The sequence below is a fragment of the Pseudoxanthomonas sp. UTMC 1351 genome (assembly GCF_040948865.1).
Taxonomy (GTDB): Bacteria; Pseudomonadota; Gammaproteobacteria; order Xanthomonadales; family Xanthomonadaceae; genus Pseudoxanthomonas_A.
On the sequence record NZ_JAVGJT010000045.1, the window covers coordinates 1 to 16,504 of the forward strand.

Genomic DNA, 16,504 nt, shown 5'->3' on the forward strand with positions numbered 1-16,504 from the left:
AACCCGGTGGCGATGGACGAAGGTCTGCGTTTCGCGATCCGCGAAGGCGGCCGTACCGTCGGCGCCGGCGTGGTAGCCAAGATCATCAAGTGACGATTTGACCCCTGCGCGCTGCCGCGCGCAGGGCTTTGTCAAATCGTCATCCCCGCGTAGGCGGGGATCCAGCGGTCTGATAAAGCACGAAATGGCGGGCCGGAACCTCGGTCCGCCTTCGCCGTCTAAGGAGCCCCAAAGGGCGGCGGAGTACCAAGCCTATACGCCAGTAGCTCAATTGGCAGAGCAGCGGTCTCCAAAACCGCAGGTTGGGGGTTCGAGTCCCTCCTGGCGTGCCATTTGCGGGCATTTCCGCAGAAGTCCGGCTTCAAGGTCGGACTTAAAGAACCAAAGAGCGACGGTGACTTGAACAGCAAGGTCGAACAATCCAAAGCCGGCACTTCCGCGGGTGACATCGCCAAGTATGTTCTGGCGTTGGCGCTAGTAGCGACCGGTCTGGTGGCGTGGTGGTGGTTTAACGGCCAATGGGCTACGCCGCTGCGTTCGCTCGCAGTCGCAGCCGGGCTGGTATTGGGCGCGGTCGTATTTTTGACCACATCGAAGGGGCGCGATACCAGGGAATTCCTGGCCGAGTCGCGTTTCGAGATGCGCAAGGTCGTATGGCCTACGCGCGAAGAAGCCATGCGCACCACTTGGGTCGTCGTCGTCGTAGTGATCCTGCTGAGTCTGTTGTTGGCCGGCTTCGATTTCGCCATCCAGGCGTTGATCGAGTGGTTCCTGAACTTTGGCCGCTGAGGAGAATGTCGCAGTGAAGCGTTGGTATGTCGTTCACGCCTATTCGGGCTTTGAAAAATCGGTGGCGCAGGCCCTGCGCGATCGCATCGTCCGTGACGGCATGGAAGATCGCTTCGGCGACGTGCTTGTTCCGACCGAGGAAGTGGTGGAGATGCGCTCCGGCCAGAAGCGCCGTTCCGAGCGCAAGTTCTTCCCCGGCTACGTGCTGGTGCAGATCGAAACCCATGACGAAGCGGGCATTCCGCGCATGGACAACGAGAGCTGGCACTTGGTGAAAGACACGTCCAAGGTGCTGGGCTTTATCGGCGGCACTGCCGACCGCCCGCTGCCGATCCGCGACGAGGAGGCAGCCGCCATCCTCAACCGCGTGCAGGAAGGTGTCGAGAAGCCCAAGCCCAAGGTGTTGTTCGAGCCGGGTGAGATGGTTCGCGTTGTCGATGGTCCGTTCAACGACTTCAATGGTGTAGTCGAAGAGGTCAACTACGAGAAAAGTCGCCTGCGTGTGGCCGTGCTCATCTTCGGTCGATCCACTCCAGTGGAGCTGGAATTCGGGCAGGTCGAGAAGGCTTGATCCCTCGGCGGTAACGGCTATTCAGCCGAGCCTGTAAAACACTGTTATACTGCGCGGCTCCCTACGGCGATGCCGGGCAGGGACCATGGCCGCCTTCGGGTGGCCATTGGCGCGTTCAGAAAACGCGATGCCGGGACGCGTGATTTTCCCGGTCCGATGGGGAGCCTGATGTTCAGGCGCTAGCACCCGGAGAGTACTCAAATGGCAAAGAAAGTTGTCGGTTACATCAAGCTGCAGGTGAAGGCCGGTCAGGCCAACCCCTCGCCGCCAGTCGGTCCTGCGCTGGGTCAGCGTGGCCTGAACATCATGGAGTTCTGCAAGGCGTTCAATGCCGCCACACAGAAACTGGAACCGGGTCTGCCGATTCCTGTCGTCATTACCGCTTATTCGGACCGTACCTTCACCTTCATCACCAAGACGCCTCCGGCGACCATCTTGTTGAAGAAGGCGGTGGGTATCCAGTCCGGCTCCAAGCGCCCGAACACCGAAAAGGTGGGCAAGGTCACCCGCAAGCAGCTCGAGGACATCGCCAAGGCGAAAGAGCCCGATCTGACGGCGGCCGATCTGGACGCTGCGGTGCGCACGATCGCGGGATCTGCCCGCAGCATGGGCCTGACGGTGGAGGGTTAATACCATGGCACAGACAAAACGACAGAAAGCCATTTTGGCTGCAGTAACCCCAGGCAAGGCGTATTCGATCGAAGAAGCGCTGAAGATCGTCAAGAGCACCCAGAAAGCGAAGTTCGTCGAGTCCGTCGATGTCGCCGTGCGCTTGGGCGTGGATGCCAAGAAGTCCGACCAGCAGGTGCGCGGTTCCACCGTGTTGCCCGCCGGTACCGGCAAGTCGGTCCGCGTGGCGGTGTTTGCCCCAGCTGGCGCCAAGGCTGATGAAGCCGCTGCTGCAGGCGCTGAAGCCGTCGGCATGGACGACCTGGCCGAAAAGATGCTGGCTGGCGACATCAACTACGACGTGGTCATCGCCACGCCGGACGCGATGCGCGTGGTCGGTAAGCTGGGTACGGTGCTGGGCCCGCGCGGCCTGATGCCGAACCCGAAGGTCGGCACCGTCTCCGCCAATCCTGCCGAAGCCGTGAAGAACGCCAAGTCTGGTCAGGTGCGCTACCGCACCGACAAGGCCGGCATCATCCACTGCACCATCGGTAAGGCCAGCTTCGATGACGAAGCGTTGAAGAACAACTTGCAGGCCCTGCTGGCCGACCTGGTGAAGGCCAAGCCTTCCACCGCCAAGGGTCAGTACCTGCAGAAGATCTCGGTCAGTTCGACCATGGGTCCTGGCGTCGCGGTAGACCAGTCGTCGCTGAATCTGAAGTGACAAATCGGCCCGCGCGCTAGGCGCGCGGCTTTGCCGATTCGTCACCCCCGCGCAGGCGGGGGTCCAGCGCCTTTTGCAGTAGTGCTTGAAGTCGCTGGTTCCCGGCCTGACCAGCCATTCGGCTGTTGAAAGCCGCCGGGATGACGTTTAAAAGGTGGCGGTCTTGCGACCACCGCTAGCAAGAATTTGAGGGCAATCGCAAAAGGCTTCGGCCCGATGCGATAGCCGTCAAAGACCGCAGGCGCGGTCAGCGCATATCGGCGACGGGCATGGAAGCTCGCATTGGCAGGGAATCGCCGCCGATAAAAGCGAGATCGCTTAATCCAGTCCCGCAAGGGGCGAGCCGGCGTAGATGGTGCCGCCTTCTGAAGTTTTTCTGGTTCGACCCATCTGGGGCAGCCAGTCAGAAAGGCCACCACCGGGATGCCATCCGGCGTCCCCGGAGCCCAGGATGGGCACCGCCCAGGACCGTAAGCGGCAGGAGCCGTGAGCGGAGTTCATTTGGAGGAGTGTATGGCTCTAAATCTGTCCCAGAAGCAAGAAGTTGTCGCCGAGCTGGCAGACGTTGCCGCCAAGGCCCACTCCTTGATTGCCGCCGAATACGCCGGCATCACGGTCGCTCAGCTGACCGCGATGCGTAAGAAGGCGCGTGAAACCGGTGTGTACTTGCGAGTCGTCAAGAACACACTGGCATCGCGTGCCGTGGCCGGTACCGAATACGAATGCGTCCAGGACGCGTTGGTCGGTCCGCTGCTGTATGCGTTTTCGACGGAAGAACCCGGCGCTGCCGGTCGTCTGATCAAGGAATTCGCCAAGGGTAACGACAAGCTGCAGGCGAAAGTCGTCTCGGTGGGTGGTCAGCTGTATCCGGCCAGCCATGTCGATGTGTTGGCTTCGCTGCCGACCCGCGACCAAGCACTGGCCATGTTGGCCCGCGTCTTGGCAGAACCGGCAACCATGTTCGCCCGCGCGGTCAAGGCTGTGGCCGACAAGCAGGGTGGAGGCGAGGAAGTCGCCGCCGAAGCCCCGGCCGAAGTCGCCTAAGTCTCGATATCCGAACGGTTCACTGAACCCAATCCCAGAAAATTTTCAAAGGTAATCACAATGTCCCTTACCAACGAACAGATCGTCGACGCCGTTGCCGGCAAGACCCTGATGGAAGTGATGGAGCTGGTCAAGGCCATCGAAGAAAAGTTCGGCGTTTCCGCCGCTGCCCCGGTGGCTGCCGCTGGTCCGGCCGCCGCCGCCGCCCCGGTTGAAGAGCAGACCGAATTCACCGTCGTGCTGAAGGCCGCTGGCGAGAAGAAGGTTGAAGTCATCAAGGCCGTTCGCGCCATCACCGGCCTGGGCCTGAAAGAAGCCAAGGACCTGGTTGAAGGTGCCCCGCAGGTCGTCAAGGAAGCCGTCTCGAAGGAAGACTCCGAGAAGTTCAAGAAGGACCTCGAAGCTGCCGGTGCGTCTGTCGAAGTGAAGTAAGCAATATCCGTCGCCGGCCGACATTGGCGACACACCGAGGCCGGGGGCGAAAGCCCCTGGCCTTCGGTCGTTGTTGAAACGCGGTGAAGTCGCCTCGTTCCGAGGCTGCGAAGCTGGCTGCAAACCACCTGTAAAGCGTAAAGCGGAGCCGTTGTTCCTATTCACTCTTCACAGCGCGAAGCGCGGCTTTGCGATTCACCTGGTTACAAAAAGACGAGTTGTCAGTTGCAAGTAGCGGGAGAAGGCGTGCTGGTGCCGGCAATACCAGCGACTTTCAACTGACGATTTATTGTTCCCCCAGGGCCGCGAGAGCGGTCCCAGATGCCAAAGGCGATTAGTCAATATGACGACATATTCGTTCACCGAAAAAAAGCGCATCCGTAAGGATTTCGGCAAGCAGCGCCAGATCCTTGAGGTCCCGTTCCTGCTGGCCATCCAGGTCGACTCGTACCGCGAGTTCCTGCAGGAGAACATCGAACCTTCCAAGCGCGCCGACCATGGTCTGCATGCCGCGCTGAAGTCCGTGTTCCCTATCTCCAGCTACAGCGGCAACGCCGCGCTGGAATACGTCGGCTACAAGCTGGGCGAGCCAGTATTCGACGAGCGCGAATGCCGGAACCGCGGCCTCAGCTACGGTGCTCCGCTGCGCGTCACCGTGCGCCTGGTGATCTACGACCGCGAGTCGTCCACCAAGGCCATCAAGTACGTGAAGGAGCAAGAGGTCTATCTGGGCGAAATCCCGCTGATGACCGAGAACGGCACCTTCATCGTCAATGGCACCGAGCGCGTCATCGTTTCCCAGCTGCACCGTTCGCCGGGCGTGTTCTTTGACCACGACCGCGGCAAGACGCACAGCTCGGGCAAGCTGCTGTACAGCGCCCGCATCATTCCTTACCGCGGTTCCTGGCTGGACTTCGAGTTCGACCCGAAGGACGCCCTGTTCACGCGCATCGACCGTCGCCGCAAGCTGCCGGTGACCATCCTGCTGCGTGCCCTGGGCTACAGCAACGAAGAGATGTTGAACGAGTTCTTCGACATCAACACCTTCCACATCCTGCCCGAAGGCGTGCAGCTGGAGTTGGTCGCCGAGCGTCTGCGCGGTGAAACCCTCAACTTCGACCTGGCCGATGGCGACAAGGTCATTGTCGAAGCGGGCAAGCGCATCACTGCGCGCCATGTGAAGCAGCTGGAGCAGTCAGGTATCGCCGCACTCGCCGTGCCGGACGAATACCTGGTGGGCCGCATCCTGTCGCACGACGTAATCGACGGCAACACGGGTGAACTGCTGGCTACGGCTAACGACGAAATCACCGACGAACAGCTGGCCAAGTTCCGCAAGGCCGGCGTGGACGCCGTGGGCACGCTGTGGGTCAACGATCTTGATCGTGGTCCGTACTTGTCCAATACCCTGCGCATCGACCCGACCAAGACCCAGTTGGAAGCGCTGGTCGAAATCTACCGCATGATGCGTCCGGGCGAGCCGCCGACCAAGGATGCCGCGCAGAACCTGTTCCACAACCTGTTCTTCACCTTCGAGCGCTACGACCTGTCCAATGTCGGCCGCATGAAGTTCAACCGTCGCGTGGGCCGCAAGGAAGTCACCGGCGAGCCGGTGCTGTACGACAAGAAGTATTTCGGCGCGCGCAACGACGAAGAAGCCAAGCGCATGGTCGCCGAGCTGGCCGACACCTCGGACATCCTGGAAGTCATCAAGGTACTGACCGAGATTCGCAACGGCCGTGGCACCGTGGACGACATCGATCACCTGGGCAACCGTCGCGTGCGTTCGGTCGGCGAAATGGCCGAGAACGTGTTCCGCGTTGGCCTGGTGCGCGTTGAGCGTGCTGTGAAGGAGCGCCTGTCGATGGCCGAAAGCGAAGGTCTGACTCCGCAGGAGCTGATCAACGCCAAGCCTGTCGCCGCGGCAATCAAGGAGTTCTTCGGATCCAGCCAGCTGTCGCAGTTCATGGATCAGAACAATCCGCTGTCGGAAGTGACGCACAAGCGTCGCGTCTCGGCGTTGGGCCCGGGCGGCCTGACCCGCGAACGCGCCGGCTTCGAAGTGCGCGACGTGCACCCGACCCATTACGGCCGCGTCTGCACCATCGAGACGCCGGAAGGCCCGAACATCGGCCTAATCAACTCGCTGGCCGTGTACGCGCGCACCAATGGCTATGGCTTCCTGGAAACCCCGTACCGCAAGGTCTACGACGGCGTCGTAAGCGACGAAATCGAATACCTGTCGGCGATCGAGGAGAACGAGTTCGTCATCGCCCAGGCCAATGCTCTGCATGATGCCAAGGGCAAGCTGACCGAGCAGTTCGTGCCGTGCCGTCAACAGGGCGAATCGCTGCTGAAGCCGCCGGCCGAAGTGGACTACATGGACGTCTCGCCAATGCAGACCGTGTCCATCGCGGCCGCGTTGGTACCGTTCCTGGAGCACGATGACGCCAACCGCGCATTGATGGGCGCCAACATGCAACGCCAGGCCGTGCCGACGCTGCGTGCGCAAAAGCCGCTGGTGGGTACCGGTATCGAACGCGCCGTGGCGCGTGACTCCGGTGTGACCGTGAACGCACGCCGTGGTGGTTTGATCGAACAGATCGACGCCGGCCGCATCGTGGTCAAGGTCAACGAAGAAGAGATCTCCGGCGAGCACGATGCCGGCGTGGATATCTACTCGCTGATCAAGTACACGCGTTCCAACCAGAACACCTGTATCAATCAGACCCCGCTGGTCAACGTGGGCGACGTGGTCGCTCGCGGCGACGTGCTGGCCGATGGTCCGTCCACCGATATCGGTGAACTGGCCCTGGGCCAGAACATGCTGATCGCGTTCATGCCGTGGAACGGCTACAACTTCGAAGACTCCATCCTGCTCTCCGAGCGTGTGGTGGAAGAAGATCGCTATACGACGATCCACATCGAAGAGCTGACCTGCGTTGCGCGCGATACCAAGCTGGGACCGGAGGAAATTTCCGCCGACATCCCCAACGTGTCCGAGCAGGCATTGAACCGCCTGGACGAATCCGGTGTGGTGTACATCGGTGCGGAAGTGCGCGCCGGTGACATCATGGTGGGCAAGGTCACGCCGAAGGGCGAAAGCCAGCTGACCCCGGAAGAGAAGTTGCTGCGTGCGATCTTCGGCGAGAAGGCGTCCGACGTTAAGGACAGCTCGCTGCGCGTGCCGCCGGGCATGGACGGCACCGTCATCGACGTGCAGGTCTTCACCCGCGACGGCATCGAGAAGGACAAGCGTGCGCGCCAGATCGAAGAAAACGAGATCAAGCGCGTCAAGAAGGACTTCGACGACCAGTTCCGCATCCTGGAAGGCGCCATCTATGCCCGTCTGCGTTCGCAGCTGCAGGGCAAGGTGGCCAACGGTGGTCCGAACCTGAAGAAGGGCGACGTGATCAACGACGCCTACCTGGATGGTCTGAAGAAGTCCGACTGGTTCGCCATTCGCATGAAGGACGACGACGCCTCCGACGCCATCGAGCGCGCACAGAAGCAGATCCAGGCGCACGAGAAGGAATTCGAACGTCGCTTCCAGGACAAGCGCGGCAAGATCACCGCCGGCGACGACCTCGCACCGGGCGTGCTGAAGATGGTCAAGGTCTACCTGGCCGTGAAGCGTCGCATCCAACCGGGCGACAAGATGGCCGGTCGCCACGGCAACAAGGGCGTGGTGTCCACCATCGTGCCGGTCGAAGACATGCCGTACATGGCCAATGGCGAAACCGTCGACATCGTCCTGAATCCGCTGGGCGTGCCGTCGCGTATGAACATCGGCCAGGTGCTGGAAGTCCATCTGGGCTGGGCCGCCAAGGGCCTGGGTCGCAAGATCCAGAACATGCTCGAGGCTCAGGCCAAGGTCGCCGATCTGCGCAAGTTCCTGCACCAGATCTACAACCACGATCTGAAGCTGGGTGAAGAACGCGTCGACCTGGGACAGTTCAGCGACGATGAGTTGATCGCGCTGGCGCAGAACCTGACCGACGGCGTGCCGATGGCCACCCCGGTGTTCGACGGCGCAGCCGAGTCGGAGATCAAGCACATGCTCGAGCTCGCCGACCTGCCGATCAGCGGTCAGACCCAGTTGTACGACGGCCGTACCGGCGAGGCGTTCGATCGCCAGACCACGGTCGGCTACATGCACATGCTGAAGTTGAACCACTTGGTGGACGACAAGATGCACGCGCGTTCGACCGGTCCGTACTCGCTCGTCACCCAGCAGCCGCTGGGCGGCAAGGCGCAGTTCGGTGGCCAGCGCTTCGGCGAAATGGAAGTCTGGGCGTTGGAAGCTTACGGCGCCGCGCACACCCTGCAGGAAATGCTGACCGTCAAGTCGGACGACGTGCAGGGCCGCAACCAGATGTACAAGAACATTGTCGACGGCGAACACGAGATGGTCGCGGGCATGCCGGAATCCTTCAACGTGTTGGTGAAGGAAATCCGCTCCCTGGCCATCAACATGGAACTGGAAGAAGACTGAGGCGGGGAACAGGGATCAGGGAACAGGGAATGACAGAGTGCTGGATGCCTTCATTCCCCGTTCCCCGTTCCCGCTTTCGATACCCGCTCTTGCTCCCTAGCCTCGACAAATTTCCTCCGATTGGAGAATACAAATGAAAGATCTGCTCAACCTCTTCAACCAGCAGCGTCCTACGCTGGACTTCGATGCGATCAAGATCGCATTGGCCTCGCCCGACCTGATCCGTTCGTGGTCCTTCGGCGAAGTGAAGAAGCCGGAAACCATCAATTACCGTACCTTCAAGCCCGAGCGTGACGGCCTGTTCTGTGCCGCCATCTTCGGACCGATCAAGGACTACGAGTGCCTATGCGGCAAGTACAAGCGCATGAAGCACCGTGGCGTGGTCTGCGAAAAGTGCGGTACCGAAGTCACCCTGGCCAAGGTGCGTCGCGAGCGCATGGGCCATATCGACCTGGCTTCGCCCGTCGCCCACATCTGGTTCTTGAAGTCGCTGCCTTCGCGCATCGGCCTGATGCTGGATATGACCCTGCGCGACATCGAGCGCGTGCTGTACTTCGAAGCCTACGTCGTGACCGAGCCGGGCCTGACCGCGCTTGAGCGTCGCCAGTTGCTGACTGAAGAACAGTACATGCAGGCGCGTCAGGAACATGGCGATGACTTCGACGCGGCCATGGGCGCCGAGGCGGTCTATGACCTGCTGCGCACCATCGACCTGCAGGCCGAAATGGTGCACCTGCGCGAAGAGATCGCCAGCACCAATTCTGAAACCAAGCTCAAGCGCCTGACCAAGCGCATCAAGCTGGTCGAAGCCTTCCTGGAATCCGGCAATCGTCCGGAGTGGATGGTCATGACCGTGCTGCCGGTGCTGCCGCCGGATCTGCGTCCGCTGGTGCCGCTGGATGGCGGCCGCTTCGCGACTTCCGATCTGAACGATCTGTACCGCCGCGTCATCAACCGCAACAACCGCTTGCGCCGCCTGCTGGAGCTCAATGCTCCGGACATCATCGTGCGCAACGAAAAGCGCATGCTGCAGGAATCGGTGGATGCCCTGATGGACAACGGCCGTCGCGGCCGTGCCATCACCGGCACCAACAAGCGTCCGCTGAAGTCGCTGGCCGACATGATCAAGGGCAAGCAGGGCCGCTTCCGCCAGAACCTGCTGGGCAAGCGCGTTGACTACTCCGGCCGTTCGGTCATCGTGGTCGGTCCGACCCTGCGCCTGCACGAATGCGGCCTACCGAAGAAGATGGCGCTGGAGCTGTTCAAGCCGTTCGTGTTCGCCAAGCTGCAGCGCCGTGGCTTGGCCACCACCATCAAGGCCGCCAAGAAGCTGGTCGAACGCGAAGAAGCCGAAGTCTGGGACATCCTGGAAGAGGTCATCCGCGAGCACCCGGTACTGCTGAACCGTGCGCCGACCCTGCACCGCCTGGGTATCCAGGCGTTCGAGCCGGTGCTGATCGAAGGTAAGGCCATTCAGCTGCATCCGCTGGTCTGTACCGCGTTCAACGCCGACTTCGACGGTGACCAGATGGCCGTGCACGTGCCGCTCTCGCTGGAAGCTCAGCTGGAAGCGCGCGCCCTGATGATGTCCTCCAACAACATCCTGTCGCCGGCCAACGGCGAGCCGATCATCGTGCCGTCGCAGGACGTGGTGCTGGGCCTGTACTACATGACCCGCGCCCTGGTGAACAAGAAGGGCGAAGGCATGGCGTTCGCCAACGTCGCCGAAGTCAAGCGCGCCTATGACAACCGCGCGGTCGAGCTGCACGCCAAGGTCAAGGTGCGCATCACCGAAACCGTGACCGACGAAGATGGCAGCAAGCGCAAGCAGACCAGCATCGTGGAGACCACCATCGGCCGTGCGCTGTTGGCGGAAATCCTGCCGGAAGGCCTGCCGTTCGCGCTGGCAAACACCGAGTTGAACAAGAAGGCCATCAGCCGCCTGATCAACTCCAGCTACCGCATGCTGGGTCTGAAGGACACTGTGGTGTTCGCCGACAAGCTGATGTACACCGGCTTCGCCTACGCCACCCGCGCGGGCGTGTCGATCGGTATCGACGACATGCTGATCCCCAATGAAAAGAAGGGCATCCTGGGCGAAGCCGAGCAGGAAGTGCTGGAAATCCAGGAGCAGTACCAGTCCGGCCTGGTCACCGCTGGCGAGCGCTACAACAAAGTGGTCGACATCTGGTCGCGCACCAACGAGCGCATCGCCAAGGCGATGATGGAAACCATCGGTACCGACAAGGTGCAGAACGCCGCAGGCGAAACCATCGATCAGAAGTCGATGAACTCGCTGTACATCATGGCCGACTCCGGCGCCCGTGGTTCGCAGGCTCAGATCCGCCAGTTGGCGGGTATGCGCGGCCTGATGGCCCGCCCGGACGGCTCGATCATCGAGACGCCCATCAAGGCCAACTTCCGTGAAGGCCTCAACGTGCAGGAGTACTTCAACTCCACCCACGGTGCCCGTAAGGGTCTGGCCGATACCGCGTTGAAGACGGCGAACTCCGGTTACCTGACCCGTCGCTTGGTCGACGTGGCGCAGGACGTCGTGATCACCGAGGTCGATTGCGGCACCAGCGAAGGTCTGACCATGACGCCGATCGTTGAAGGCGGCGATGTGGTCGAGCCGTTGCGCGAGCGCGTGCTGGGCCGGATCGTGGCCGAGGACGTGTTCCTGCCGGGTAACGACGAAGATCCGATCGTCACTCGCAACACGGTGTTGGACGAAGCATGGGTACAGAAGCTGGAGGACGCCGGAGTCCAGGCGCTGAAGGTGCGTTCCACCATCACCTGCCGTTCCGACTTCGGTGTGTGCTCCTACTGCTACGGCCGCGATTTGGCCCGTGGACATATCGTCAACATCGGCGAAGCGGTCGGCGTCATCGCCGCGCAGTCGATCGGCGAGCCGGGCACCCAGCTGACCATGCGTACGTTCCACATCGGTGGCGCAGCTTCGCGTGCGGCGGCGGTCGACAACATCACCGTCAAGACCACCGGCTCCATCAAGTTCAACAACCTGAAGTTCGTCGAGCATGCCAACGGCCATCTGGTCGCGGTGTCGCGTTCGGGCGAACTGTCGGTGCTGGACGGCCATGGTCGCGAGCGCGAGCGCTACAAGCTGCCTTATGGCGCCACGATCAACGTCAAGGACGGCGACCAGATCACCGCCGGCCAGACCGTGGCCAACTGGGACCCGCATAACCACCCGATCGTGTCGGAAGTGGCCGGTTTCGTGCGCTTCGTCGACTTCGTGGACGGCATCACTGTCATGGAGAAGACGGACGAACTGACCGGCCTGGCGTCGCGCGAGATCACCGATCCCAAGCGCCGCGGTTCGCAGGGCAAGGACCTGCGTCCGATCGTTCGCATCGTGGATAAGAACGGCAAGGACCTCAACATTCCGGGCACCGATCTGCCGGCGCAGTATCTGCTGCCGCCGCGCTCCATCGTCAACCTGCAAGACGGCGCGCCCGTCGGCGTGGGCGACGTGGTCACCAAGGTGCCGCAGGAAGCCTCCAAGACCCGCGACATCACCGGTGGTCTGCCGCGCGTCGCCGACTTGTTCGAAGCCCGCAAGCCGAAGGATCCGGCGATCCTGGCCGAGCGCTCGGGCATCATCAGCTTCGGCAAGGACACCAAGGGCAAGCAGCGCCTGATCATCAAGGACACCGATGGCAGCGAGCACGAGGAGCTGATTCCCAAGTTCCGCCAGATCATCGTGTTCGAAGGTGAGCACGTGGCCAAGGGCGAAACCGTGGTGGACGGCGAGCCGTCGCCGCAGGACATTCTGCGCCTGCTGGGCGTGGAGCCGTTGGCGGCCTACTTGGTCAAGGAAATCCAGGACGTTTACCGCCTGCAGGGCGTGAAGATCAACGACAAGCACATCGAGGTAATCACTCGCCAGATGCTGCGCAAGGTCGAGATCACTGATCCGGGCAACACCAAGTTCCTGGCAGGCGAGCAGGCTGAAAAGCAGCGCGTCATCGAAGAGAACGCCAAGGTGCTGGCGCGCAACGAACTGCCGGCCAAGTACGACCCGGTGTTGCTGGGTATCACCAAGGCCTCGTTGGCGACCGAGTCGTTCATCTCGGCCGCGTCCTTCCAGGAAACCACTCGCGTGTTGACCGAGGCAGCCGTCCGCGGCACCAAGGACAACCTGCGCGGCCTGAAGGAGAACGTCATCGTGGGCCGTCTGATCCCGGCCGGTACCGGCTTGGCGTACCACAACCAGCGTCGCCGCAACGCTTCGGGATTGACCGAAGCGGAAGTCGACGCGTTGGCCGGCAGTGGCCCCGAAGCACCGGTGGCCGAACCGGCAGGCGAGGAGTCCGGCGCCAGCTAAACCATGCAAGACCGGCGGCCCGCAAGGCCGCCCCAGACCACGAAATGAGGCGCAAGGAGCGCCTCGTTTTCGGCCCAGGAAGGGCGGGATCGCAATCGATAACTGGCTCCGGGCGCCGTCACATTGACGGTGATCCTGGATGCCAGCTATACTTCTCCGTCTTGGCGGGCCGGTTTCGGCCTGCCTTCGTTTTCACGCAACAAGGCCTCGGCCTTCACCAAAGAATCCACTATGGCAACCGTCAATCAGCTGGTCCGCAAGCCGCGGCAGGCACCTACTTACAAGAGTCAGTCCCCGGCGTTGGACAAGTGTCCGCAGCGCCGTGGCGTCTGCACGCGCGTCTACACCACTACGCCTAAGAAGCCGAACTCGGCGCTGCGTAAAGTGGCCAAGGTGCGCTTGACCAACCAGGAAGAGATCATCAGCTACATCGGCGGTGAAGGCCACAACCTGCAGGAGCACTCCGTGGTGCTGGTGCGCGGCGGCCGCGTCAAGGATCTGCCAGGCGTGCGCTACCACACTGTCCGCGGCTCGCTGGACGCCTCCGGCGTCGCCAAGCGTCGCCAGGGTCGCTCCAAGTACGGCGCCAAGCGTCCGAAGGCTTAAGGAATAGAACATGTCGCGTAAAGGCTCAACCCCCCAGCGTGAAGTCCTGCCGGATCCCAAGCACGGCAGCCAGACCATCGCCCGTTTCATCAACATGGTCATGCTCAGCGGCAAGAAGTCCGTCGCCGAGAAGATCGTGTACGGCGCCATGGATGTTATCGGCGAAAAGAATCCCAACGCTTTGGAACTGGTCGAAAAGGCGTTGGACAACGTCTCGCCGACGGTCGAAGTGAAGTCGCGCCGCGTCGGCGGTGCCACCTATCAGGTGCCAGTCGAAGTGCGTACCACGCGTCGCCTGGCATTGGCGATGCGTTGGTTGATCGAATCCGCGCGCAAGCGTGGCGAGAATTCCATGCCGCGCAAGCTGGCGGCCGAATTGCTGGACGCTTCGGAAAACCGCGGCGGCGCCATCAAGAAGCGTGAAGAAACCCACCGCATGGCGGAAGCGAACAAAGCGTTCGCGCATTATCGCTGGTAATTGCCTGGCCCCTTGCTTTTAGGGGCCTTTGGCACCATCTAGGTGCCCCTGCGGCAACAATCGCCGCACGATGAACCCGAAGGCCGCCGCAGGGCGGCATTCGGCCATGTGAAAATCGCGATTCCTTCGCAAGTCCGTGCGTAACCGCGCGGAGCTTTCCAAACTGAAAAGAGAGACTGTCGTGGCTCGCACCACTCCTATCGAGCGTTACCGCAACTTCGGCATCATGGCTCACATCGACGCCGGCAAGACCACTACGTCCGAGCGCATCCTGTTCTATACCGGCGTCAGCCATAAGATCGGCGAAGTGCACGATGGTGCCGCTACGATGGACTGGATGGAGCAGGAGCAGGAGCGTGGCATCACCATCACCTCCGCCGCGACCACCGCGTTCTGGAGCGGCATGGACAAGTCGCTGCCGCAGCATCGCTTCAACATCATCGACACCCCCGGGCACGTTGACTTCACTATCGAAGTGGAGCGCTCATTGCGCGTGCTCGATGGTGCGGTGTTCGTGCTGTGCGCCGTGGGCGGCGTGCAGCCGCAGTCCGAAACAGTGTGGCGTCAAGCCAACAAGTACTCCGTACCGCGCTTGGCCTTCGTCAACAAGATGGACCGTACCGGTGCCAACTTCGACAAGGTCGTTGAGCAGCTGAAGAGCCGCCTGGGCGCTTACGCGGTGCCGATGCAGGTGCCGATCGGTGCCGAAGATGGTTTCGAAGGCGTGATCGATCTGCTCAAGATGAAGGCGATCCATTGGGATACCGCCTCGCAGGGTACTGTGTTCGAGTATCGCGAGATCCCGGCTGAGCTGGCTGACAAGGCGGCGGAAGCGCGCGCGTTCATGGTCGAGGCTGCGGCCGAAGCCAACGAAACGTTGATGGACAAGTACCTCAACGAAGGCGAGCTGTCGGAAGTCGAAATCATCGCCGGCTTGCGCGAGCGCACTCTGAAAGTGGAAGTGATCCCCGTTTACTGCGGCACCGCGTTCAAGAACAAGGGCGTGCAGGCCATGCTGGACGGCGTGATCCAGTTGCTGCCGTCGCCGACTGATCGTCCGCCGGTACAGGGCCTGGACGAGAACGACAAGGAAGATACCCGCAAGGCAGGCGACAATGAGCCGTTCTCGGCCTTGGCGTTCAAGATCATGACGGATCCGTTCGTCGGTTCGCTGACGTTCTTCCGTGTCTATTCGGGCGTGCTCAACTCCGGCGACGCGGTGTACAACCCGGTCAAGTCGAAGAAAGAGCGCGTGGGCCGCATCCTGCAGATGCACTCCAACAATCGCGAAGAGATCAAGGAAGTGCGCGCGGGTGATATCGCCGCGGCGGTGGGTCTGAAGGACGTCACCACCGGCGACACCCTGTGCGCGCAGGACCACATCATCACGTTGGAGCGCATGGTGTTCCCGGAACCCGTCATCTCGATGGCGGTGGAGCCGAAGACCAAATCCGACCAGGAAAAGATGGGCATGGCCCTGGGCCGTCTGGCGCAGGAAGATCCCTCGTTCCGCGTGCGTACCGACGAAGAGTCCGGCCAGACCATCATCGCCGGCATGGGCGAGCTGCACTTGGAAATCATCGTTGACCGCATGAAGCGCGAATTCAACGTGGAAGCCAACGTCGGCAAGCCGCAGGTGGCCTACCGCGAAACCATCCGCAAGGCGGTCAAGCAGGAAGGCAAGTTCGTGCGCCAGTCGGGCGGTCGCGGCCAGTACGGCCACATCGTCATCGAAATGTCGCCGGCCGAACGCGGTGCGGGTTTCAGCTATGAAAGCGCGATCGTTGGTGGCGTGGTTCCCAAGGAATACGTCACCGCGGCGGGCAAGGGCATCGAAGAAGCCCTGAAGAACGGCGTAATCGCCGGCTTCCCGGTAGTGGACGTGGCCATCAAGGCGGTCGATGGTTCGTTCCACGACGTCGACTCCAACGAAATGGCGTTCAAAGTGGCCGGCTCAATGGCTTTCAAGGAAGCCTTCAGTAAGGCCAGTCCGGTGCTGCTGGAGCCGATGATGAAGATCGAGATCGTCACCCCGGAGGAATACCTGGGCGACGTGATGGGCGACGTGAGTCGTCGTCGCGGCATCTTGCAGGGTCAGGAAGACAGCCCGTCCGGCAAGGTGATCAGCGCAATGGTGCCGCTGGGCGAGATGTTCGGCTACGCCACCACGCTGCGTTCGATGTCGCAGGGTCGCGCTACCTTCTCGATGGAATTCGACCATTACGCAGAAGCACCCGCGAATATCGCCGAAGCAGTGATCAAGAAGTCTTGATCGACCACTCCATAAGTACAGAACATAACGAAGGATCAACTCATGGCAAAGGGTAAATTCGAACGCACCAAGCCGCACGTGAACGTGGGCACGATTGGTCACGTGGACCACGGCAAGACGACGCTGACGGCGGCGC

General features: G+C 61.7%; 12 protein-coding genes, 1 tRNA gene and 1 pseudogene. All 14 read left to right on the top strand.

The features are described from left to right. Positions 1-93, top strand: a pseudogene (locus AB6O04_RS19845) (elongation factor Tu); the annotation flags it as partial. Positions 94-256: 163 nt separating this feature from the next. Then, positions 257-332 (top strand) — tRNA-Trp (locus AB6O04_RS19850). A gap of 67 nt (positions 333-399) precedes the next feature. Beyond that, positions 400-789: a preprotein translocase subunit SecE gene (gene secE, locus AB6O04_RS19855; protein ID WP_368566141.1), complete on the top strand. Its 390-nt coding sequence runs from the start codon at positions 400-402 to the stop codon at positions 787-789. A gap of 13 nt (positions 790-802) precedes the next feature. Then, positions 803-1,360, top strand: a complete 558-nt coding sequence (gene nusG, locus AB6O04_RS19860; protein ID WP_368566143.1) for a transcription termination/antitermination protein NusG — start codon at positions 803-805, stop codon at positions 1,358-1,360. A gap of 201 nt (positions 1,361-1,561) precedes the next feature. After that, a complete protein-coding gene (gene rplK, locus AB6O04_RS19865; RefSeq protein ID WP_337343150.1) occupies positions 1,562-1,990 on the top strand; it encodes a 50S ribosomal protein L11 in 429 nt (142 codons plus the stop codon). A 4-nt stretch (positions 1,991-1,994) separates the two neighbouring features. Then, positions 1,995-2,693: a 50S ribosomal protein L1 gene (rplA, locus tag AB6O04_RS19870; protein ID WP_368566145.1), complete on the top strand. Its 699-nt coding sequence runs from the start codon at positions 1,995-1,997 to the stop codon at positions 2,691-2,693. A 513-nt stretch (positions 2,694-3,206) separates the two neighbouring features. After that, positions 3,207-3,737 (top strand): 50S ribosomal protein L10, encoded by a 531-nt coding sequence (gene rplJ / locus AB6O04_RS19875; protein WP_368566146.1) that lies wholly within the window; start codon positions 3,207-3,209, stop codon positions 3,735-3,737. Between the two features lie 60 nt (positions 3,738-3,797). Continuing rightward, entirely contained in the window at positions 3,798-4,169 is a 372-nt protein-coding gene (rplL, locus tag AB6O04_RS19880) for a 50S ribosomal protein L7/L12 (protein ID WP_368566147.1), read from the top strand. Positions 4,170-4,512: 343 nt separating this feature from the next. Beyond that, complete coding sequence (rpoB, locus tag AB6O04_RS19885; protein WP_368566148.1) at positions 4,513-8,664, top strand: DNA-directed RNA polymerase subunit beta; 4,152 nt, start codon at positions 4,513-4,515, stop codon at positions 8,662-8,664. Positions 8,665-8,797: 133 nt separating this feature from the next. Next, positions 8,798-13,012 carry a DNA-directed RNA polymerase subunit beta' gene (gene rpoC / locus AB6O04_RS19890; RefSeq protein ID WP_368566149.1) on the top strand — a complete coding sequence of 1,405 codons (4,215 nt, stop codon included), beginning with the start codon at positions 8,798-8,800 and terminating at the stop codon, positions 13,010-13,012. Between the two features lie 231 nt (positions 13,013-13,243). Beyond that, complete coding sequence (gene rpsL / locus AB6O04_RS19895) at positions 13,244-13,618, top strand: 30S ribosomal protein S12 (RefSeq protein ID WP_267793401.1); 375 nt, start codon at positions 13,244-13,246, stop codon at positions 13,616-13,618. A 10-nt stretch (positions 13,619-13,628) separates the two neighbouring features. After that, positions 13,629-14,096: a 30S ribosomal protein S7 gene (gene rpsG / locus AB6O04_RS19900; RefSeq protein ID WP_337343144.1), complete on the top strand. Its 468-nt coding sequence runs from the start codon at positions 13,629-13,631 to the stop codon at positions 14,094-14,096. 181 nt (positions 14,097-14,277) lie between these two features. Further along, positions 14,278-16,368 (top strand): elongation factor G, encoded by a 2,091-nt coding sequence (gene fusA, locus AB6O04_RS19905; RefSeq protein ID WP_368566150.1) that lies wholly within the window; start codon positions 14,278-14,280, stop codon positions 16,366-16,368. Positions 16,369-16,410: 42 nt separating this feature from the next. Then, a partial coding sequence (locus tag AB6O04_RS19910) for a GTP-binding protein (RefSeq protein WP_005434227.1) occupies positions 16,411-16,504 on the top strand: 94 nt, incomplete at its 3' end.